Origin of the sequence: Massilia pseudoviolaceinigra (genome assembly GCF_030846505.1) — a bacterium.
GTDB lineage: Bacteria > Pseudomonadota > Gammaproteobacteria > Burkholderiales > Burkholderiaceae_D > Telluria_A > Telluria_A violaceinigra.
Genome location: NZ_JAVCWL010000028.1, coordinates 52,973 through 73,771 on the forward strand (window position 1 = coordinate 52,973; position 20,799 = coordinate 73,771).

Genomic DNA, 20,799 nt, shown 5'->3' on the forward strand with positions numbered 1-20,799 from the left:
TTTTTCATGCAATGTTACAAATCTTACCAATAAGGAGATTCATTTCAGGACGGCCAGGACTACCATGAAGTTACCCAGCTTGCACGCGCGAATCCCGCTCGCGCGAAGCTGTTTCAGGGAGTTCGACATGAAGTTGCCGTTGATTGCCGCCAGCGTTGTTGCGTACACCGTGCTTGCGCTGGTCATGATCTGCTACGCCGGTCTGAGTGGGCACGGGTCGCTATTTTAACAGGCGGCAATTAGAGCCTGTCAATTTCACGCCCGCGAGGCGTGCTGGCCTAGCTTGCGCCGAGCGCGGCTGCGCTGCGCCGTCCCGCTTCCTTGTCCTGCTTTTGCGCCTCGCGTTGCGCTGGCGTGGCTTTGGTGTCCCAGCCCAGCAGGTGCTGCTCGGTGATGTCCGCCAGGCCGGCGATCCAGGTCGGCGACTCGTTCAGGCACGGGATGTAGTGGAACTCGCGTCCGCCGGCCGCCTCGAAATCGTGCTTCGCTTCCATCGCGATTTCTTCCAGCGTTTCCAGGCAGTCGCTGGTAAAGCCTGGGCAAATCAGGTCGACGCGTTTCAAGCCATCCTTGGCCATCCGCACCAGGGTCGGCGCCGTGTACGGCTGCAGCCACTCGGCCTTGCCGAAGCGCGACTGGAAGGTCACCAGGTATTGTTCGCTTGAGAGGCCCAGCTTGGCCGCCAGCAGGCGCGCGGTCTTGTGGCACTCGCAGTGGTAGGGGTCGCCCAGCATCAGGGTGCGCTTCGGCACGCCGTGGAAACTCATCACCAGCTTGTCGCCGCGGCCATTGATTTTCCAGTGCGCCAGCACGGTGTCGCGCAGGGCGTCGATATAGCCATCGTGGTCGTGGTAGTGCTTGATCATGCGCAGTTCGGGCACGTTGCGCACCCCGGCGTAGTGGGCGAACACGGCGTCGCTGATGGAGCCGGTGGTGGTGCCCGAATACTGCGGGTAAGCCGGCAAAATCGCGATGCGGTCGCAGTTTTCGGCCTTGAGCTGGTCCAGCACTTCCGGCAGCGAGGGCGAGCCGTAGCGCATCGCCATCACCACGTTCACCGAATCATGGCCGCGCTGGCCCAGCAGGCCGCGCAGCAGGATCGCCTGTTTCTGGGTGTGCACCTTGAGGGGCGAGCCTTCCTTGGTCCAGATCGAGGCGTACTTGGCGGCCGACTTGCTGGACCGGAACGGCAGGATGATCAGGTGCAGGATCAGCCACCAGATGGCGCGCGGAATTTCCACCACGCGCGGGTCCGACAGGAATTCCTTCAGGTAGCGCCGAACCGCCGGCGTGGTCGGCGCGTCGGGCGTGCCCAGGTTGACCAGCACCACGGCGTTGCGGGTCGGCGTGCCGTGGGTGAAGGGGGGTTCTTTGCGGAAGGGCATGGGAGCGGCGATCATGAGAAGGAGAGCCGATATTATAGGGTTCTGGGTTCAATCCCAGCACTATTTAGCGCGTGTTGAACCGGTTTTAGGAGCGGATGACCCGATGGGATCACCGCTCGTAGCTCCGTCATCCCCGCGAAGGCGGGGATCCATAGCACCTTTGCTAAACGAAGGTGCTATGGGTTCCCGCCTGCGCGGGAAGTCGTTTCTGCCAATGGCAGGAACGACGGCTATACGGTCGGCGGTCGGCGGTCGGCGGTCGGCGGTCGGCGGTCGGCGGTCGATCGTATTGTGGAACTTATAGCGCCAGCAATTCCCGCGCATGCTTGCGCGTGGTCGCCGTAATCTCCACCCCACCGAGCATGCGCGCCACCTCTTCCACCCGCGCCTTGTTGTCGAGCACGTCGATGTGCGAGACGGTCTTGCCCTCCCCCGTCGTCCCCTTGGCCACCTGGAAATGCTGGTTGGCCTGGCTGGCCACCTGCGGCAAGTGGGTCACGCACAGCACCTGGCGCTCCTGCCCCAGGCGCTTGAGCAGGCGCCCCACCACTTCCGCCACGGCGCCGCCGATGCCGCTGTCGACCTCATCGAAAATCAGGGTCGGGGTGGTGGTCGCATTCGAGGTGATGACCGAAATGGCCAGCGCGATCCGCGCCAGCTCGCCGCCCGAAGCCACCTTGGCCAGCGGACGCGGCGCCACGCCGGCATGGCCCGCCACCAGAAACTCCACCTGCTCGACGCCATTGCTGGTCGGCTCGCAGGCGTTGAGCCCGGCCACGAAACTGCCGCCGGTCATGTTCAGCTCCTGCATGGCCGCCGTCACCTGCGTGCCCAGCAGCTTGGCCGCCACCGCGCGCGTAGCCGACAGGCGCGCCGCGGCCGTCATGTAACTGGCCTTGATTTTTTCTTCCTGCTCGCGCAGGCCGTCCAGGTCGCTGGCCTCGGCCAGTTGCTGGAGGCGCTCCGACAGGCTCGCGCATTCGTCCGGCAACTCGTCGGGCGTGACGCGGAACTTGCGCGCCGTCGTGTGGATGGCTTCCATGCGCGCGTCGACCTGGCGCAGGCGCTCGGGATCGAGGTCGACCCGGTCCAGGTAATTATTCAGTGCATACACCGCTTCCTGCAGCTGGATGCGGGCCGGTTCCATGCAGTCGAGCACGGTCTGCAATTGCGCATCCACGGCCACCAGCTTGCCCAGCTTCTGGTTGAGCGAGGACAGCTGCGACAGGATCGGATGGTCCGATTCGGAAATGGCGGCCAGCGCTTCCTGCGCGCCTTCGAGCAGGCTGGCGGCGTGCGACAGGCGGCTGTGCTCGTTGGTGATTTCGCTCCATTCACCCGGCTTCACGGCCAGCTTCTGCAGCTCGGCCACCTGCCATTCGAGGCGCTCGCGCTCGATCAGCACATTCTTGGCATTGGTTTCGAATTCCTCGCGCTGGCGGGCCAGGGCGCGCCAGGCCTTGTGGGTGGCGGCCACGGTCTGGGCATCGGCGCCGGCCCCGGCATCCTTGAAGGCGGCCTGGTTATCGAGCAGCGCGCGCTGGGCGTCGCTTTTGAGCAGCGACTGGTGCGCGTGCTGGCCGTGGATATCGACCAGCATGTCGCCCAGGTCGCGCAGCTGGGCGGCGGTGGCGGCGACGCCGTTGATGAACGCCTTGGAGCGCCCGGCGTTGTCGATCACGCGGCGCAGCAGGGCGCCGCCCTCTTCGACGGCGAATTCGTTCTGTTCCAGCCACTCACGCGCCGGGGCGGAGGCGGCGACCGAAAAATCGGCCGTGATGTCAGCCTTGGCCGCCCCCTCGCGCACCACGCTGGCGTCGCCGCGCCCGCCCAGCGCCAGCTGCAGCGCATCGATCAGGATCGACTTGCCGGCCCCGGTCTCGCCGGTAAAGACGGAAAAACCGCTGGAAAATTCAAGCTCGATGGTATCGACAATGACGAAATCACGGATGGTAAGGGTACGCAGCATGAAGGTGTGTCAGTCCAGTATTCGAATGGGGAATGGCGTGCGGGACAGCGCGGTTAGCGCAGCTTGCCCTCGCCCGACGGATATTCGTTCCAGTGCAATTTTTCGCGCAGGGTGTCGTAATAGCTCCAGCCTTCCGGATGCAGGAAGGTGATGTGGTTCGGCGCGCGCGAAATGACGATCTGGTCGCCATGCGCGAGGCTGGCGAAGGTCTGCATGTCGAAATTGACGCTGGTATCGCGCCCGCTGACGATCTCGATCACGATCTCGCTGCTGTCGGGTACCACGATCGGCCGGTTCGACAGCGCGTGCGGCGCGATCGGCACCAGCACGATGCCGCCCAGGCTGGGATGGAGCAGCGGGCCGCCGGCCGAGAGCGCGTAGGCGGTCGAGCCGGTCGGAGTCGAGATGATCAGGCCGTCGGAGCGCTGGTTGTACATGAAGTTGCCGTCCACGGCCACTTTCAGCTCGACCATGCCGGCGCCGGCGCCGCGCGCCACCACCACATCGTTGACCGCCAGCCCGCAGGCGATCATGGCGCCGCCGCGCAGCACGCGCCCTTCGAGCAGGGTGCGCTTTTCGGCGCGCGCCTTGCCGCCGAGGATGTCGCCGACGACCGGGATCATGCGCTCGACGGGAATATCGGTCATGAAGCCCAGGCGCCCCAGGTTGATGCCGATCAGCGGCACGTCGAACGGCGCGAGCTGGCGCGCGATGCCGAGCATGGTGCCGTCGCCGCCCATGACGATGACGGCGCAGGCCACCGCGCCGATGCCGCTCACGCTCATCGCCTCGATCCCGGGCAGGCCGAGGTGGGCCGCGGTTTCGCTCTCGAACACCACGCGGTAGCCGGCCTGCTGCAGGAAGGCGAGCAGGCGGCCGACCGGCTCGCCGATGCCGGCCGTGTTATGCCGCACGACGAGCGCGATGGTTTGGTGCGATTCAGGCGTAGCGGGCATAGACTTCTCGGCGGTTGAGGGGCGACACGCAGGAGATTACCCCATAATGCCTGCTTCTGCCATACGGCCGCTGTCGGCGGCAATACTGTATGCATCCACAGTGGCGCAGTATAAGTGCGGCGGCGCGCGCGGGCAAGTCGCGCGTGCATGCGATGCGCATCGGCGCCGTGCGCAGGCGTGTCAATTGAACGGCCACCTTCCCGACGAAGCGATACCATTTGCACAATGAGTTCACCCACAGGGAGCAGCGCCATGGTAGCCGAAACACGAGACCGTAAAATCAACACCGACGCCAAGACCCATGACGACGACGTCAAGCGCCTGCCGCACGAGCGCGACGAGTCGCCCGACGGCCACGACAAGGAACCGCGCGGCGTCATGAAGCAGGCCGCCGACGATCTGGCCCAGGGCCTGGTCGATACCGACATGCATGGCATGCGCGGCGTCGAGGAAGTCGCGCCCACCAGCGGCTCGGGCCAGGCCCGGCCCAAGGCGGACGCCGGCAGCGGCATGCGCCATCACGAACCGTCCGACGTGACCAAGGGCAAGGACGAAGCATGAGGCGGTCGCGCCTGGTGCTGGCGCTCGGCCTGGCCGCGGCCGCGCTGAGCCCGCACGCGCAGACCATGCCGCCCGGCTTCGGCCCGAATCCGGCGCTGCCGGCGCCATCGCGCTCGCTGCTGCCGACCATGAACATCGCCCCGGCCGATCCCTGGCCCAAGGGCACGAAGCCGGCGGTGGCGCAGGGCCTGGCGGTGGCGGCCTATGCCAGCGGGCTGGAGCATCCGCGCTGGCTGTACGTGCTGCCCAATGGCGACGTGCTGGTGGCCGAATCGAACAAGCCGCCCAAGCCCGACGAAGGCTTCAGCCTGCGCGGCATGGTGATGAAGCACGCAATGAAAAAGGCCGGCGCGGCCGTCCCGTCCGCCAACCGCATCACCCTGCTGCGCGGGGCTGGTCCGAATGGCGAGGCGGCCAACCGCTCGGTGTTTCTCGACGGCCTGTTCTCGCCGTTCGGCATGGCGCTGGTGGGCAACGACCTGTACGTGGCCAATGCCGACGCGCTGCTGCGCTTTCCGTACCAGGAAGGGCAGACCAGAATCAACGCCAAGGGCGTCAAGGTGATGGACCTGCCGGCCGGTATCAATCACCACTGGACCAAGAACGTGGTGGCCAGCCCCGACGGCACGCGCCTGTACGTTTCGGTCGGCTCGAACAGCAACGTCGGCGAAAACGGCCTGGACAAGGAAGAAGGCCGCGCCGCGATCTGGGAATTCAATCCGGCCGACGGCAAGTCGCGCCTGTTCGCCACGGGCTTGCGTAATCCGGTCGGCATGGGTTTCCAGCCGCAAAGCGGGGCGCTGTGGACCAGCGTGAACGAACGCGACGAACTGGGCAACGACCTCGTGCCCGACTACATGACCTCGGTGAAGGATGGCGGCTTCTACGGCTGGCCTTACAGCTACTTCGGCCAGCATGTCGATGCGCGGGTCGAACCGGCGCGTCCCGACCTGGTGGCCAAGGCGCTCACGCCCGATTACGCGCTGGGCGCGCATACCGCGTCGCTCGGGCTGGCGTTCTATAACGCCGACCTGATGCCGGCGTTTAAGAATGGCGCGCTGATCGGCCAGCACGGATCGTGGAACCGCAAGCCGTATTCGGGCTACAAGGTGATCTACGTGCCGTTCACCGATGGCAAGCCGAGCGGTCCGCCGCAAGACGTGCTGACCGGATTTCTCAGTGCCGAGGGGCAAGCGTTCGGGCGTCCCGCCGGCGTGGCGGTCGATCAGGGCGGCGGCATTCTGGTCGCTGACGACGTCGGCAATACGGTCTGGCGCATCACGCCAACAGGAAAATAGCTGCACCGCAGCATTGCTATAGCTCATGGTGCGCTGGCGAACAGATGGACCGGTGGTCGCAGCGCATGATGGCTTAATTGAACTTAAATAAATTTTAGGAGAAACACCATGATCAAACGTTCAGGAAGTGCCGTCTGGAGCGGCGCCATCAAGGATGGCAAAGGCAGCATTTCGACCCAGAGCGGCGCGCTCGACAATACTCAGTACGGTTTCAATACGCGGTTCGAGAATGGCCCGGGGACCAATCCGGAAGAGCTGATCGGCGCGGCGCATGCCGGCTGCTTCACGATGGCCCTGTCGGGGCAGTTGGGCGAAGCCGGCATGACCGCGCAAAAGCTGATGACCACGGCGACCGTGTCGCTGGACAAGACCGATGATGGCTTCACGATCTCGGCCGTGCACCTGAACCTGGTGGCGACCATTCCGGGTGCCAACCAGGAAGCGTTCGAAGCGGCGGTACTGCGCGCGAAAAACAATTGCCCGGTATCGAAGCTGCTGAACGCGGCGATTACGCTCGACGCGCGCCTGGAAGAGTAACAGCCGGCACGCCGGTCCCGCCATTGGCGGAACCGGCTTCCTCCCACCTGCCCCGCCGCCGTCCCTATCCAGCTTCGTCGTTCCGTCCAGGACTGGCAAGCGCGGCACCACTGGCGGCTCGGCCAGGCTTGCACCACGATTGTGCAATTTCGCATATATAAACGCAAAAACAATCGTTCAGCAGGTGATTTTTGGTTGGTATCATTGGTTTTTGACTACCAAAAGCACCTCAATGAAAATCACAAATTTGAAATTGACGCCCCTGGCGGCAGCGGCAATCACCTTGCTCTGCGGCTCGGCACAGCAGGCGCAGGCGCAAACCGCCAGCGCCGGCTAACAAGCCACCCCCACCTCGGTCGTGGTCACGGGCTCGCGCATCGCGCGCGCCAGCGTCGAAGGCCCGTCCGCCGTGGTCGTCATCACCGGCGAGGAAATCACCAAGCAAGGCTACAAGAACCTGTTCGATGCCCTCAACAACCAGGCGCAGAACAGCGGCTTTACCACCGGCGCCGATTTCGGCAATACCCACACCCCGTCAGCCAACACCATCAGCCTGCGCGGCCTGGGACCGAACCACACGCTGATCCTGCTGAACGGGCGCCGCCTGGCCGACTTCCCGACCGCCTATGAAGGCGCGATCAACTTCACCAACCTGGCCAACATCCCGTCGAGCATCGTCGAACGCGTGGAAATCCTCAGCGGCGGCGCCTCCGCCGTGTACGGCTCGGACGCCATCGCCGGCGTGGTCAACATCATCCTCAAGAAGAAAGCCGACGGGGTCGACGTCAACCTCAAGGCCGGCACCACCTCGCGCGGCGGCGGGGGCGACCGCCGCCTGCAGATCAGCGGCGGACGCAGCTTCGAGAAGCTCAACACCGTGTTCAGCCTGGAAGTGCTCGACCGCGAACCGCTGTGGAGCAACCAGCGCGACTTCATGGCCGTGCGCGAGGGCACGCCGACCAATACCCTGTCGCGCAAGAACGTCAACACCGGCAATTTCCATGACCTGGGCGACGCCTGCAATGCGCTTGGCGACCTGTTCGGCGGCAGCCAGTTCAAGCATACCGTCAAAAAAGGCAGCTACTGCGCCAGCAACAAGGTCAGCCCGACCTACTGGACCACCCAGACCAAGAACCGCAGCACCAATCTGTTTGGCAGCGCCAACTATGCACTGTCGCCGTCGACCGACCTGTTCGCCGAATTCCTGCTCGGCCAAAACAAGACGGCCAACAACACGCGCGGCCCGACGTGGACCTCGTCCTCGGCCGACAACAGCTATTTCTTCAACAAGAACAGCGGCGTGTACGAAGCCTGGACGAAATATATTTCGCCGGAGGAAATGGGCGGCGTGCAGCGCTACAACCGCACCTGGGATGACCAGGCCAGCTCGGTCTCGCTGGGCGCCAAGGGCGATATTCCGGGCACCAGCTGGCGCTATGAAGCCGGCTACAGCGCCTCGTTCTACAAGAGCGAAGGCCATGTGCAGCGCGCGCTGGCCAATATCGACAGCTTTTTCCTGGGACCGAAACTGGGCGTCGACAAGGACGGCATCGCCATCTACGCGCCAAATCAGGCGCGCCTGACCCAGCGCCTCACGCCCGAGCAATTCAACAGCATCACCGGCCAGGCCGACAGCGACGATACTTCGCGCAACCAGACCCTGAGCATGGTCGCCACGGGCGAACTGTTCGCACTGCCGGCCGGCCCGGTCAAGCTGGCGACGATTGCCGAAGCCGGCCACCAGCGCTTCGCCAACAAGCCCGACCCGCGCATCAACCAGGGCGTGTTCAATACCCTGGCGAAAAGCGATATCACGGAAGGCTCGCGCCGCCGCTATGCGCTGGGCGTGGAAGCGAACGTGCCGCTGCTCAAGGACTTGAACTCGACCCTGGCCGGCCGCTACGACCGCTACAACTTTGCCGGCCGCAATGAAGGCAAGCTGACCTACAACGCCGGCATCGAATGGCGTCCGCTCAAGCCGCTGCTGGTGCGCGGCAACTATGCCACCAGCTTCCGCGCCCCGGACATGAACTACATCTTCAAGGCGCGCGGCGCCGGCTATTACTCGTCGAGCACCGATTACTACCGTTGCGCCCAGGCCGGCAAGAGCATCGAGACCTGCGAGTTCGCCAACGTGTCGCCGGGCAGCGACTACGTCCAGACCGGCAGCAAGGACTTGCGCTCGGAAAAAGGCAAGTCGTACGGGCTGGGCGCGGTGTGGTCGCCCAGCGCGGACTTCGACGTATCGGTCGATTACTGGAACATCAAGATCGACGATCTGGTCACCAACCTGAGCGCCGACACCTTGCTGCGCGACGAAGCGGCCTGCCGCATCAAGGGCGACCTGACGTCGCCGACCTGCCTCGACACCGTCGGCCGCATCCAGCGCTATGCGCTGACGGCGCTGAACAAGCCGGGCGAGATCCGCGAAATCCGGGTCAATCCGATCAATGCCGCCTACCAGGATGCCGACGGGATCGACCTGAGCGCACGCTATGCGCTGCGTATGGCGGACTGGGGCAAATTCACGCTCAAGGGCAATTACTCCAAGTCGTTCAGCAAGAACTCGCGCCAGTTCGCCGGCGACGTGCTCAAGGATGAACTGGACGACCTGTCCAACCAGGACTGGCGCGACAAGCTCAACGCCAGCCTGAACTGGAACGTGGGCAACTGGTCCAATACCGTGTTCGCGCAGCGCTACGGCAAGGTGCCCAATGCCGGGCAGACGGCCTTCCTGTCGCCGACCACCCTGGTCAACCTGTCGAGCGTGTACAAGGTCAGCGAGCGCGCCACGGTGTCGGTGGCGGTCAATAACGTCAACAACCGCATCAAGCGCGACACCACCGGCGGCTGGCCGAACTACCCGGTCGGCAACTACAGCCCGGTCGGACGCCAGATCTGGCTCGAGCTCAACTACCACTTCGGTTCCTGAGCTTGATGACCGGCCGCGCCTGCCGCACGCGGGCGTGGCCGGCAGAGAATCGGTGGAGCGCTTAAAATCGTGGCTTGATTTGATTACCAAGGACTACGATGCGTATTTTGCACACCATGTTACGGGTCGGCGACCTGCAGCGCTCGATCGATTTCTATACCAAGGTGCTGGGCATGACGCTGCTGCGCACCAGCGAAAACGCGGAGTACAAATACACCCTGGCGTTCGTCGGCTACGGCAGCAATCCGGAGCATGCGGAACTGGAACTGACCTACAACTGGGGCGTGGACAAGTACGAGCTGGGCAGCGCCTACGGCCACCTGGCCATCTCGGCCGACGACATCGTGGCCGCATGCGATGCGGCGCGCGCCAATGGCGGCAACGTCACGCGCGAGCCGGGCCCGGTCAAGGGCGGCAGCACGGTGATTGCGTTCGTGACCGATCCGGACGGCTACAAGATCGAACTGATCGAGCGCAAGGATGGCGTGCGCGCGAATGGCTTGAACGAGTAAGGCTGCGGCACGCCGCCGACGTTCAAGAATAACGCCTCGCAAGACGCGTTTGTTCGTTAGCGCGCAGGCTTATTCGGCCTTCCCTGTCGCGACCATGGGAATCTGCACCTTGACGGTGGTGCCTTCCAATTCGGTCGAGGTCACCCAGATTTTTCCACCATGGGCGATAACGATCTCATGCGTTATATAGAGACCGAGGCCGAGATTGCTGGTCTGGCTGGCGCTGCGCTCGCTGGTACTCTTCATGACAAAGCTCTTGCCGGGATCGAACATGACCCTGAGCCTGGATGGTGAAATGATGTCGCCTTCGTTCTGGACCACCATCACCACATCGGTCCCCTGGGGGCTGACCGTCACCCAGACCGGACTGGTCGCCGCTCCATGCTGTACCGCGTTCGCCATCAGGTTCGACAGGGCCTGGCTCATGCGGGCGCGGTCCCAGACAACGGTGATGCCGTCCTCGACGTCGACCTTGACGTCGCGCTCCGGATGAAACAATTTCATTTCCTGGGCGACCGACCGGCATTCGATCGATAAGTCGTATTCCGCCAGCGTGACCGGAATGCCTCCTCCCAGGTGGCTGGTGGAGTAGTCCAGCAGGTCCGAGACAATGTCCGTGACCCTTTGGGTACTGCGCAGGATCTGCGCGGCCACCTTGAGGTGCCGCGGCGCCAATGTGGTGTCCTGCAGGATCATCTGGGTTCCCATGCTGATCGCCCCCAGCGGATTGCGCACGTCATGGCCGAGAATGGCGAGAAAGACGTTCTGGGAATCGCGCAGCATGGCGGAAAAGTGTGCCAACGACTCCGTCAGCGACTGATCGATCGCCTCGTTGAAGCGCAGCATGTCTTGCAGGTCGGATTCGTTGGCTTGTTTTACCCTGGCTTGCCAGAGCCTGAGCACGCTGGCGCGCAAGGCGCGGAATTCGGCCATCAATTCCTCGACAGTAAAACCGGCCTGCAAGCGATCGACGGCATGGGCCTCGGCTGCCGTTTCGTCAGCAACGTCAGGGCCTTTTCCCTTCGATTTTTCGATACCTGCCTCAACGCTCTGGTCGGCATCGAGGTCAAGGTAAATCACACCGAGGATGGCTTTCGCGTGGTCCCGCAACTGTACTTTGGTGGCGGAGTTGAGCGGATGCAGCGTGCCGGCGAAGTCTTCCCACTCCTGCAGGATCACTTCGATATTTTCACTGATGAATTTAGAAAGGCGCATGACATCCCGATAAGGCGAACAGGTACATTCTTGATGGACTGAATCATTTAACCAAGCGATCCTCGTGGACACAGTCTACGCCTGTTTCATGCTTGCCATGTTCTGGCGGCCATACCCAATTCCTGTGACTTGGACGCAATATGGCCCACACCTGAGCACAGTAGCGAGTAACATTGTCCAAAGTGCCTTGAAGAGGAGAGCTGATGACTGCCGAATTAGTGTTCGAGAGTAGGCTGAGCTACCACGTGTTGCGCCAGGAGGGGACCGTCGAGCTTGATCCCGTCATTGCACTGCAGCTGGAGCTGACGGGTGGACCGAAAATCTACGCTTCGGATTCGTTCATGATCAACCATGCCGCCTGGAGCATGACGATCCGGCGCCACAAGCCGGGCATCCCCGCGCCCACCGAACCACCCGGTTGGATGAATTACTCGGCGCGCGCGGGCAAATCGCAATGCGTGATCGACATCCATCAGTCGCCCGAGCGCTTCAGCTCATTGCTGGACATGTTCAAGGGTGGGCAGGCGTCCGAAATCACGGTCTTCGTCGAGGATTTGGCCGACTCGGCGGACTACAGCAAGAAATGGGATACGGCCGCGCACGCGAGCATGCCGGTCAAGTCGATTTGCTTCGAGTTTCCGCTGCCGCAGAGCGAGGCGTGAGGAGCCGCCGCGTCCGGCGCAGCCGCGATCGGAGTGCACAGGCAACCCGGCGCCACGCCCGTCCGGAATAGCTCAGGCCCAGCGATTGAGTTGATATTCGCTGGCCTGGCCGTTGGATGTCACGCGCAGGCGGACGTCGCACGGATGGCCCTTGGTCAGCGCCAGGCCTGCCACGTTGTCTTCCCCGAAACCTGCCAGTGCATTCGCCTTGCTATAGGCTTCGATGATGGACCTGAACTCACGCAATTCGCTTTTCATATTCACGGGAAACATCGCGGAATGCTCCTCGCATCCGCGCAGATCGCGCGCGTCCTTGAGCAGGAATACAAGATGTTCGCCGAGTTGGGGATGGTTCCGGCCTGCCCATGCCCAGGGCGGCAGAATGATCGCCGTCACTTCGTAATAGCTGCCGGACAAATTGAATTCGGCCGGCAAGGAGCCGGCCGAATAGGTATACCAGGCGACCGGGTTGCGCCGCTCTGGCGTATCCCATTGCAGGATAGGACGGGCATCCGCATGCACTGCCGAGGTGAAGGCAACGAATGGCTGTTTTCCGGCGGGCGCCGCCATCTCGATGCGCCCGGCCGCCGGCAACACGGTGCACCGGAATGCCTCGAGCGTCATCACGATCGGCGCGGCGGGCGGCGTTGCATCGTTCGGCATGGGGCTGGGCGCTGGCGCGCGCGGCAGCCAGACGGTTTCCTGGACATCGGCCATGGTGGCAAGGCGGCGTTGCAGCGCCGGGACGACGCCCAGCTTCTCGAACGCAGCCTCGGCTGCCTTGACGGCTCCCGCCGTCGGCGCCGCCTGCGGCCGCTGATACTGCAGCACATCCATCCTGGCGGCCCAGCCGGCGGCGGTCTCCGCGCTGCTTTTGCCGGCGATGATATCGTCGAGCAAGGTGGCGATCATGCTCGAACGTGGATGGCAAAAGCCCATCGGCGCCGTTGCCACCATGCGGTACGTCAGGTTGTCCTGCTGCTGGCCACTGACCGCGTCGCGCGCAGCGTGCAGCTCGACCAGGAAGCGGGCCTGGCCCAGCGCCGCTTCCGGCGTCAACAGAGTATCCCCCTTGAGCAGGCGCAGCGCCGCCGCACAGACTGGCGCGCTGTACTGGCGCAAGGCGCGCAGCACCGACGCGTACGCTTCGCGCCTGGCGCAGGCCGTCTGCCAGGCGTTATGCAGGCCGGCGCTCTTGAACACGGCTGCCGGTTCGATGGCCAGGTGCTGCCATGGGCCGCTGGCCTGCTTGCCGTAGCGGGTCTCGCTCGACAGGAACAGCATGGAAAGGCGGGCCTGGCTCACCCGGCGCCCCAGCGTATCGACCACTGCGCGGTAAGCCGCCGGCGCCGCATCGGGATCCCAGATGGCGGACACCGGCACACCGTCATCGCCGACCGTCGCCAGGCCGCCGAAGCGCTCGATGAAGGTGCGGCAGCAGGCGCAGCTGTGCTGCTGGCGAACGCCGGGATCGGTGAAGGAAGCCAGGTAAGTTTCGTACAGGCCGCTGGCGTCGGTCCGGAAGACCGGGCCGGCCAGGGAGTTGAAACGCGCGTTGATGGCCTGGACCAGCGCTCCATAGCCGTCGGCGTGGCGCATCGCATGAACCTTATCCGCGGCCATGCGCCCCCTGTGCGATGGGCAGGCACGGGCGGGCGTGCATGGCGGCGCTCCCGCCCATCTGTGCGTCCAGCTTACTTGACCAGCAAATCGTTGACTGGCGCCAGGTCCGCTTCGCGCAGCGAACCGGCCGCCGATTTCAGGCGCAGGCCGTTGAGGATGGTGTCGTAACGCGCACGCGACAGGTCGCGGCGGGTCGAATACAGCTGGCGCTGCGCATTGAGCACATCGATATTGATGCGCACGCCCACTTGGTAGCCGAGCTTGTTCGATTCCAGCGCCGAGTTGCCCGACACTTCCGCCGCCTGCAGCGCCCTGACCTGTGCCAGCCCGCTGTTCACGCCCAGGAAAGCCTGGCGCGCCGTGTTGGCCGCGTTGCGGCGTGTCGCTTCGAGGTCGTTACGGGCCTTGTCTTCGAGCGCGATGGTTTCGCGCACGCGGCTGGTGACGGCAAAACCGTTAAAGATAGGCACGTTGTAAGCGATGCCGATGCCCTTGTCGGTCGACCTGCCCGACTGCTGGGTCTGGCCCGTCATGCTCTGGCGGCGGACGTTGGCGGTCAGGTCCAGGGTCGGATAATGGCCGGCGCGGCTTTTCTGGATTTCGCGCTTGGACAGTTCGTAGTTCAGCTGGGCGCCGACGACGCCGTAATTCTGGCTTTCCGCGGACGCGACCCACGGGTCGATCACGGCCGGCTCGGGGGTAGCGAGCAACACGCCCGGTTTCAGCGTCGCCAGGCTGGCCGGCGCGGTGCCGATGATGGCTTGCAGCGCGCTGCGCTTGTTTTCCAGGTCGTTGATGGCGGCAAACTCCTGCGCCACCACCAGGTCGTAGGCGGCCTGGGCTTCGTGGGTGTCGGTGATGGTCTGGGTGCCGACTTCGAAGTTGCGCTTGGCCGAGGCGAGCTGCTCGGTGGTAGCGGTTTTCTGGGCGCGGCTCAGTTCCAGGGTGTCCTGCGCGGCCAGCACATCGAAGTAGGCTTGCGCCACGCGCGTGATCAGGTCTTGCTGGGCCTGGGCAAACTGCGCTTCGGCCTGGGCTTGCTGCAGCTTGCTCTGTTCGTACGATTGCCAGTTAGCCCAGCGAAACAGCGGCTGGGTCAGCGACAGGGTGTGCGTGGTGGTGCGCTCGTTGGCGCCGCCGCTGGTGACCGGAACCGTACCGCCGTTGGGCAGGGTCACGGTCTGGCCGATATTCCATGGCGTCGATTCGCCATCGTTCTTGACGATGCTGCCGTTCAAGCCCACGGTCGGCAAGAGCTGCGAGCGGCCTTGCGGAACCCGCTCCATGCCGGCGGCCAGGGCCGCGCGCGCGCTGGCAAACGCGGCGTCATTGGCCAGCGCTTGCTGGTAGACCTGGATCAGGTCCGCCGCCTGTGCATTCAAGGAAAAAAATGCGCTGGCAATCAGCACGGCCATGAGGGGTTTCTGCATTGCATTCTCCATTGGAGTCATCAAAAAAGTTAAAAAAACCTGCAGCCCGGTGGTGGCCGACACCGCCGCCGCGCGTGTATCTATTACTTGGAATCAGTACTTCGGCATGCTGCCGTCGACCTGCACCGCCCAAGCGTGGATGCCGCCGGTCAGATTGGTCATGTTCGTAAAACCGTTGCGCTCCAAGAAGGCCGCGACCTGCATGCTGCGCGCGCCGTGGTGGCAGATGCAGACGATCTCGGCTTCCTCGTCGAGCTCCTCGATGCGCGCCGGAATCGTGTTCATCGGAATCTGGGTCGATCCCTCGATCTTGCAGGTTTCAAACTCCCAGTTTTCGCGCACGTCCAGCAATAGCGGGCGCGGGCGCGACGGGTCGGCCAGCCAGGCTGCCAGCTCGGGGGCGGTGACGTGTTGCATGGCGTCCCCGCTTTAAAAAGTGAAATGCGAGGTCTTGACCGACGTCGACAGCAGCTTGACGTTGGTTTCGAACACCTTGACCGTGTCGTACGCGGTCTCGGACACACGCGTGATCACGTGCGCCGTCATGACCGGCGCCTGGCCGAGGATGGCGGCGATGCGCCCGCCGACCTTGACCTGCTTCATAAATACTTCCGGCAGGGTTTCCAGGCCACCCGAGATGACGATGACGTCGAACGGCGCGCCCTTTTCCCAGCCTTCGGCGCCATTGCCCAGTTCGACGGTGACGTTGCTCAGGCCGGCATTGGCCAGGTTCTTCGCGGCCAGTTCCCTCAGTTCAGGATTGATCTCGACGGTGGTGACGTGGCGCGCCTTGTGCGCCAGCAACGCTGCCATGTAACCCGATCCTGCGCCGATTTCCAGCACATTTTCGTGCTTCTTGACGGCTACCTCTTGCAAGATGCGCGCTTCGATCTTCGGCGTAAACATCGATTCGCCGCCTCGCAGCGGGATTTCGGTATCGACAAAGGCCAGCGTCTTGTAGGCAGCGGGCACGAAATCTTCGCGCTTGACCACCACCAGCAGATCGAGCACGTCCTGGTCCAGCACGTTCCAGGGACGGATCTGCTGTTCAATCATGTTAAAACGGGCTTGTTCGATGTTCATCTTGTGCTCGGTGAGGAAAAATAATAATCCGATATTTTATCGTTGAACGGCCTCAGAACACACATCTTAACGATCTGAGGCCCCGGATCGCGATAAATTGCGACAGTCTGCAGTTTAGAGGGAATGAACGCCCCAAAACGCCGCTCTGGCGCTTTTGACAAGTCACGGCGCGGCCGCGCCCGGCTCCGGCGCACGCGGCAGCAAGCCGTTGAGGGTCATGGTGAGGAAGGAATCGATGAAGGCCACGGGGTCGAGCTCGGCCATGTCGCAGGGGCCGACCGAATGCTTCCACAGCATCAGCATGAGCATCGGCGCGATCAGGATCTGGGTGGTGAGGAAGACGTCGAGCGGGCGGAAGTGGCCGCGTTCGACGGCGCGCTCGAGCATGCCGCTGATCATGATACTGCCGCGCTGGATGACTTCTTCGCGGTAGAAGACAGCAATATCGGGGAAGTTGTTCGATTCGGCCATGACCAGCTTGATCATGCCGGAGGACTTGGTGGCGCCGGCGTTTTCCCACCAGGCCATCATGACGGCGCGCAGCAGGTCGGCGCTATGGCCCTCGAAACTGGCGATCATGTCTTCGGCCGCGCCCAGGGCCGGCACGATGGTGTCGCGCACGACGGCCTTGAACAGCTCTTCCTTATTGGTGAAATACAGGTACAGGGTGCCCTTCGAGACGCCGGCGCGCTTGGCCACGTCTTCCAGCCGCGTGGAGGCGAAACCGCGCTCGACGAACAGGTCGAGGGCGGCGGCGAGCAATTCCTGGGGTCGCGCGTCTTTACGGCGCTCCCAGCGCGGCTTCATCTCAAGGGGACATTGCATGGGGTCTATTCCGTAACTTACTTGCGAGTCATTAATATAGACCGATGGTTTCAACCCGTCAAGTTTGCATGCATATGCGTTAGTAACGCACATACCCAGCGATTGCATGTGGAATGCGATATATCCCGATGCGGTCTGGCGTGTGTTGTAATCTGGTTATGGGCTGCATACGACGTTCATGGCAGTTTTTAGCAATGTTGCTAATTTAAAATCAGAATGATCACAGCGGTTCGCTTTTCGTGGAATTAATTTCCACGCATGACATCCATATGTCGGCCCGCCCGAGACGAAAGACAAGAATGTCGACAAAAATCGCAGTTGTGGCAAATGTTCCACAAAAGTAATGTTAGTAATATGTTATATTATGTTATAATATGTCAATAAAATTGTGAGCTCATTGACAACCTCGGGTTCGCTGCCATCCCAACTGGGGATGTGTTTCATTGATGTTTTAACACTCATCAGGAGCGAACGCATGAGCTTACAGGAATTGGTTAGTAACCGTCAGCACGACCGCTTACTGCGATTGTCGTTTCCGAACGGCGACGGACCTTCGTCAACCCTGCTGGTAAATCGGATCGATGCCTTTGAGGCTCTGTCACGACCATTCGAGTTCACCGTCGAACTGCTTTCTGACGATCCAAACGTCGCTCTGAAGGAGCTACAAGGCAAAATGATGTGCGTCGAGCTGGTGCGGCGCGACGGTTCCATGCGTTATTTTACCGGACGCGTCTTTGGATTTGGGCTAAAAACGGTGGATGGAGGAGTGTCGTTTTACGAAGCCAAACTTAGTCCGTGGTACAAATATCTGACCATGCGTAAAGATAATTTTCTGTTTCATTACACTACAATGTACGACCAGACTGCCAGCATCTTCAGTGATTATGGCGGGCTGGCCGACTGGGACTGGCGTGTTCAAGGTGCAACTGACGTGTTCACGGATTGCTGCCAATTCGACGAAAGCGATCGCAATTTCCTCGAAAGGCGCTGGGTCGCCGCGGGAATTTTCTACTGGTTCGAGCACACTGCCACAGGACACAAGCTCGTCCTCTCCGACGATTCAACGGCCACTGCGCCAATCGATGGAAATCCTGAGGTGCCGTTTCAGCGGCATGCCGGTTCGGCGCACGAAGACGGGTTGGGGGAATGGTCGCCAGGCCGCCAGATCGTGACTGGTAGCGTAGCCTTAGCGTCGTTTGACTTCAAAGCGCCCCACCCCGCGCTGACTTCGCTGCCCAGCGTCAATCAGCAAGGCGACGTGCCGAATATCGAGTCATACGAGTACACCGGCGCCTTAGGGTTTAAAAGCGGCGGCGGCCGTTCCCTGGCCCAGCTCCGCATGGAAGAAGTCGAGGCGGCCGGCAAGCAGTTCGATGGCAGCGGTAATTGCCGCACTGTGATGCCGGGGCGCTGGTTCCGACTGACTGGCCACTTCGATGCCAGTAGCAGCGGAGGCGACGATCAAGCGCGCGAGTTCCTGATCACGGAGGTGACGCACAGCGCGTCGAATAACTATCACGTCAAAAATACATCAGAATCATATTACGAGAATCGTTTGTCGTGTATCCGTAAGATCATTCCCTTCCGCGCAGGACGCGATCACAACAGCGTCGAAACAAAGATCCACGGAATACAGACGGCAACTGTAGTCGGTCCCGCTGGTGAGGAGATCCATACTGACGAATATGGCCGGGTTCGCGTCCAGTTTCATTGGGACCGCGCAGGCAGTAATGATGAGAAGAGTTCGGCGTGGATCCGTGTCGCGACCCCCTGGGCGGGACCAAATTTTGGCATGACTTTCATCCCCCGCATCGGGACTGAGGTACTCGTTCAGTTTCTTGATGGCAATCCTAACCGTCCGGTAATCACTGGAATGGTCCCGAATGCCAATACGATGCCACCATGGACGCTTCCGGCGAACAAGACTCAGAGCGGCATCCTGACACGCTCCACACCAAAGGGCAGCTACGACAATGCCAACGCATTACGCTTCGAAGACAAGAAGGGGCAGGAGCAGCTGTGGTTGCACGCGGAAAAGGATCAGCTCACCGAGGTCGAGCACGATGAAGACAAATGGGTTGGCAACGATCGCCGTAAGACAATCGACCGCGACGAGACCAACCACATTAAACGGGACCGCAAGGAAACTGTGGACCGTGATGAAACCATTACGATCCACAATAACCGTACCGAACGGGTGGATCATGATGAAAAAATCAGTATTGGCGATAATCGTACTGAAGATGTTGGCAAGGACGAAACCATTCATATCGGCGCTAACCGCAGCAAGACCGTGGACAAGAACGAGAAGGACATGATCGGTAAGAACTGGTCCATCAAGGTCGCCAAAATGAAAACCGAGACGATCGGCATGGCGTCCATGCAGAACGTCGGCTTGGGACGGTTGGAAAACGTTGGCTTGGGCTATAGCCTGAACGTCGGTGCGATTATGTCCACCGTGGTGGGCGCGAACAAAATCACCAAGGTCGGGGCCGATTACTCCAACACGGCCGGCACCAGCTACTCGCTCAGCGCCGGCGGCGATAGCGGAAGTGTGCTGGAGATGGATGGCGAAAGTATCACATTGACCATCGGAAAATCCTCGATCACGATGAAAAAATCGGGTGAAATCGAGATTACAGGCGAAAAATTAACGATCGCGGGTAGTGACAACGTGACGCTGGTCAGCCCGAATATCCATAACAACTAAGCGCCGAAAGAGTATGGGTGACACATGACGCTCCACCAGAATGTGATTCTGCATGCGCAGTGCGCACTTGGCAGTTTCTGCGACAGCGCGCATGTTGACTAATCAAACTCCTTTGCCAGCGTTGGCGCGCGCCCACCGCGATCACCTGGGACAATCGCATATCCTGGTGATTGCCAAAGGGGCGTGGCTGCTCAGCACTGGCCGCATGGCGCCGGCCGAGCAGCAAGTCGGTCTTCACATGCAGCCGGTCAAGCGCCGCATTGGCGATCTCGAGCTGGCGCCGGCGCAACGCGCGGCGCTGCATGCGCGCCTGCAGGATGAAGTGATCTGGCTCGACCACGACTTGGCGCCGCCAAAACCCGCATGTGACGTGATGGTGGCCGGGTACGCCACCGCCCCGTTTGACCACCCTCACCCATTTATAGACGCGGGAGTGCGCATTGGCGACAAAAGCAGTGGACTGCGCGCGTTTGCTCCGCGCTTCTGGCAAGATGGTTGGCTGGGTCACAAGGCCAAAGCACTAGCGACTACGGTGCAGCGTGTGCCGCTCAGCTACGCATTTGCGGACTGGCCATCCGGATTTGCCATCGAACAGGGCGACGAGACTGCCTATCTACCCTGGATCGAGGCCCTTCACGCGGACAGTCGACGCCGTAGCCACGCGCGGGTTCCCGCCGGATTCGGCTTTTGGCCCGAAAATGCCGTGCATCGCAGCAAGCATTCAGGCACTTTCGACGACGCCTGGCTACGCGAGCGTTCGCCTGATCTGCCAACCGACTTCGATCCGCGATTCTACAATGCAGCCCACCCGGAGTTGCAGCTGGTGCGCGCCCCGCAGGCCGGCACAGCAATTCGGCTGGTCCACCTGGCTCGGCAAGCCATCATCGATTGCACGTTTCCAGCGCTCGCCTTGGCGGTGCAAGCGCGCACGGCGGCCGGCCATATGCCTGCGCCAACCGCGATGACCGCCGACACCATCATTATCGAACCCGACCACGACAGGCTGTCGATAGTATGGCGCGCTCTCGTGCCAAGTGGCCAGCAAGCAGACGCAGTTCGCTCGGTGCGCTTGTTTAAAACCGCCAACCCGGCCGCATGACG

18 protein-coding genes are annotated in these 20,799 nt (G+C 62.2%); 8 read left to right on the forward strand and 10 right to left on the reverse strand.

What is annotated here, in order from left to right; all coding sequences use genetic code 11:
- Window positions 1–39 precede the first annotated feature (39 nt).
- The 4 genes from RBA40_RS24245 to RBA40_RS24260 all read right to left on the reverse strand — a co-directional run bounded on the left by RBA40_RS24245 (window position 40) and on the right by RBA40_RS24260 (window position 4,310).
- A complete protein-coding gene (locus RBA40_RS24245) occupies window positions 40–186 on the reverse strand; it encodes a hypothetical protein (RefSeq protein WP_306650637.1) in 147 nt (48 codons plus the stop codon).
- A 92-nt stretch (window positions 187–278) separates the two neighbouring features.
- Entirely contained in the window at window positions 279–1,385 is a 1,107-nt protein-coding gene (hemH, locus tag RBA40_RS24250; protein WP_306650640.1) for a ferrochelatase, read from the reverse strand.
- 298 nt (window positions 1,386–1,683) lie between these two features.
- On the reverse strand, window positions 1,684–3,354 hold the full coding sequence (recN, locus tag RBA40_RS24255; RefSeq protein ID WP_306650642.1) for a DNA repair protein RecN: 1,671 nt from the start codon (window positions 3,352–3,354) through the stop codon (window positions 1,684–1,686).
- Between the two features lie 53 nt (window positions 3,355–3,407).
- Window positions 3,408–4,310: an NAD kinase gene (locus tag RBA40_RS24260; RefSeq protein WP_306650644.1), complete on the reverse strand. Its 903-nt coding sequence runs from the start codon at window positions 4,308–4,310 to the stop codon at window positions 3,408–3,410.
- Between the two features lie 252 nt (window positions 4,311–4,562).
- Between RBA40_RS24260 and RBA40_RS24265 the strand changes: the two genes are divergently transcribed.
- The 5 genes from RBA40_RS24265 to gloA all read left to right on the forward strand — a co-directional run bounded on the left by RBA40_RS24265 (window position 4,563) and on the right by gloA (window position 10,150).
- Entirely contained in the window at window positions 4,563–4,871 is a 309-nt protein-coding gene (locus RBA40_RS24265) for a hypothetical protein (protein WP_306650646.1), read from the forward strand.
- Window positions 4,868–6,169, forward strand: a complete 1,302-nt coding sequence (locus tag RBA40_RS24270) for a PQQ-dependent sugar dehydrogenase (protein ID WP_306650648.1) — start codon at window positions 4,868–4,870, stop codon at window positions 6,167–6,169. The genes RBA40_RS24265 and RBA40_RS24270 overlap by 4 nt, the downstream gene beginning before the upstream one ends.
- A 108-nt stretch (window positions 6,170–6,277) precedes the next feature.
- A complete protein-coding gene (locus tag RBA40_RS24275; protein ID WP_306650650.1) occupies window positions 6,278–6,706 on the forward strand; it encodes an OsmC family protein in 429 nt (142 codons plus the stop codon).
- Window positions 6,707–7,064: 358 nt separating this feature from the next.
- Complete coding sequence (locus RBA40_RS24280; protein WP_306650652.1) at window positions 7,065–9,638, forward strand: TonB-dependent receptor plug domain-containing protein; 2,574 nt, start codon at window positions 7,065–7,067, stop codon at window positions 9,636–9,638.
- A 98-nt stretch (window positions 9,639–9,736) separates the two neighbouring features.
- Window positions 9,737–10,150: a lactoylglutathione lyase gene (gene gloA / locus RBA40_RS24285; protein WP_167090087.1), complete on the forward strand. Its 414-nt coding sequence runs from the start codon at window positions 9,737–9,739 to the stop codon at window positions 10,148–10,150.
- 69 nt (window positions 10,151–10,219) lie between these two features.
- On the opposite strand, the gene RBA40_RS24290 is transcribed toward gloA, so the two are convergent.
- Entirely contained in the window at window positions 10,220–11,365 is a 1,146-nt protein-coding gene (locus RBA40_RS24290; protein ID WP_306650653.1) for a sensor histidine kinase, read from the reverse strand.
- A gap of 203 nt (window positions 11,366–11,568) precedes the next feature.
- Between RBA40_RS24290 and RBA40_RS24295 the strand changes: the two genes are divergently transcribed.
- Entirely contained in the window at window positions 11,569–12,027 is a 459-nt protein-coding gene (locus RBA40_RS24295) for a hypothetical protein (RefSeq protein ID WP_306650655.1), read from the forward strand.
- A gap of 72 nt (window positions 12,028–12,099) precedes the next feature.
- Here RBA40_RS24295 and RBA40_RS24300 read toward each other — a convergent pair whose 3' ends face one another.
- The 5 genes from RBA40_RS24300 to RBA40_RS24320 all read right to left on the reverse strand — a co-directional run bounded on the left by RBA40_RS24300 (window position 12,100) and on the right by RBA40_RS24320 (window position 16,988).
- Window positions 12,100–13,650, reverse strand: a complete 1,551-nt coding sequence (locus tag RBA40_RS24300; protein WP_306650656.1) for a DUF8224 domain-containing phage-derived protein — start codon at window positions 13,648–13,650, stop codon at window positions 12,100–12,102.
- Window positions 13,651–13,721: 71 nt separating this feature from the next.
- Window positions 13,722–15,080, reverse strand: coding sequence for a TolC family outer membrane protein (locus RBA40_RS24305; protein WP_306650657.1), 1,359 nt, complete (start codon window positions 15,078–15,080; stop codon window positions 13,722–13,724).
- Between the two features lie 93 nt (window positions 15,081–15,173).
- Entirely contained in the window at window positions 15,174–15,497 is a 324-nt protein-coding gene (locus RBA40_RS24310) for a rhodanese-like domain-containing protein (RefSeq protein ID WP_099874913.1), read from the reverse strand.
- Between the two features lie 12 nt (window positions 15,498–15,509).
- A complete protein-coding gene (locus RBA40_RS24315; protein WP_306650658.1) occupies window positions 15,510–16,163 on the reverse strand; it encodes a protein-L-isoaspartate O-methyltransferase family protein in 654 nt (217 codons plus the stop codon).
- Between the two features lie 162 nt (window positions 16,164–16,325).
- The gene (locus tag RBA40_RS24320; protein ID WP_306650660.1) at window positions 16,326–16,988 is read right to left on the reverse strand and encodes a TetR/AcrR family transcriptional regulator; all 663 of its coding nucleotides are present in this window, start codon (window positions 16,986–16,988) and stop codon (window positions 16,326–16,328) included.
- Between the two features lie 475 nt (window positions 16,989–17,463).
- On the opposite strand from RBA40_RS24320, the gene RBA40_RS24325 reads away from it, so the two are divergent.
- Both RBA40_RS24325 and RBA40_RS24330 read left to right on the forward strand, forming a co-directional pair.
- A complete protein-coding gene (locus RBA40_RS24325; protein ID WP_306650661.1) occupies window positions 17,464–19,698 on the forward strand; it encodes a type VI secretion system Vgr family protein in 2,235 nt (744 codons plus the stop codon).
- Window positions 19,699–19,789: 91 nt separating this feature from the next.
- Complete coding sequence (locus tag RBA40_RS24330) at window positions 19,790–20,797, forward strand: DUF2169 family type VI secretion system accessory protein (RefSeq protein WP_306650662.1); 1,008 nt, start codon at window positions 19,790–19,792, stop codon at window positions 20,795–20,797.
- Window positions 20,798–20,799 lie beyond the last annotated feature (2 nt).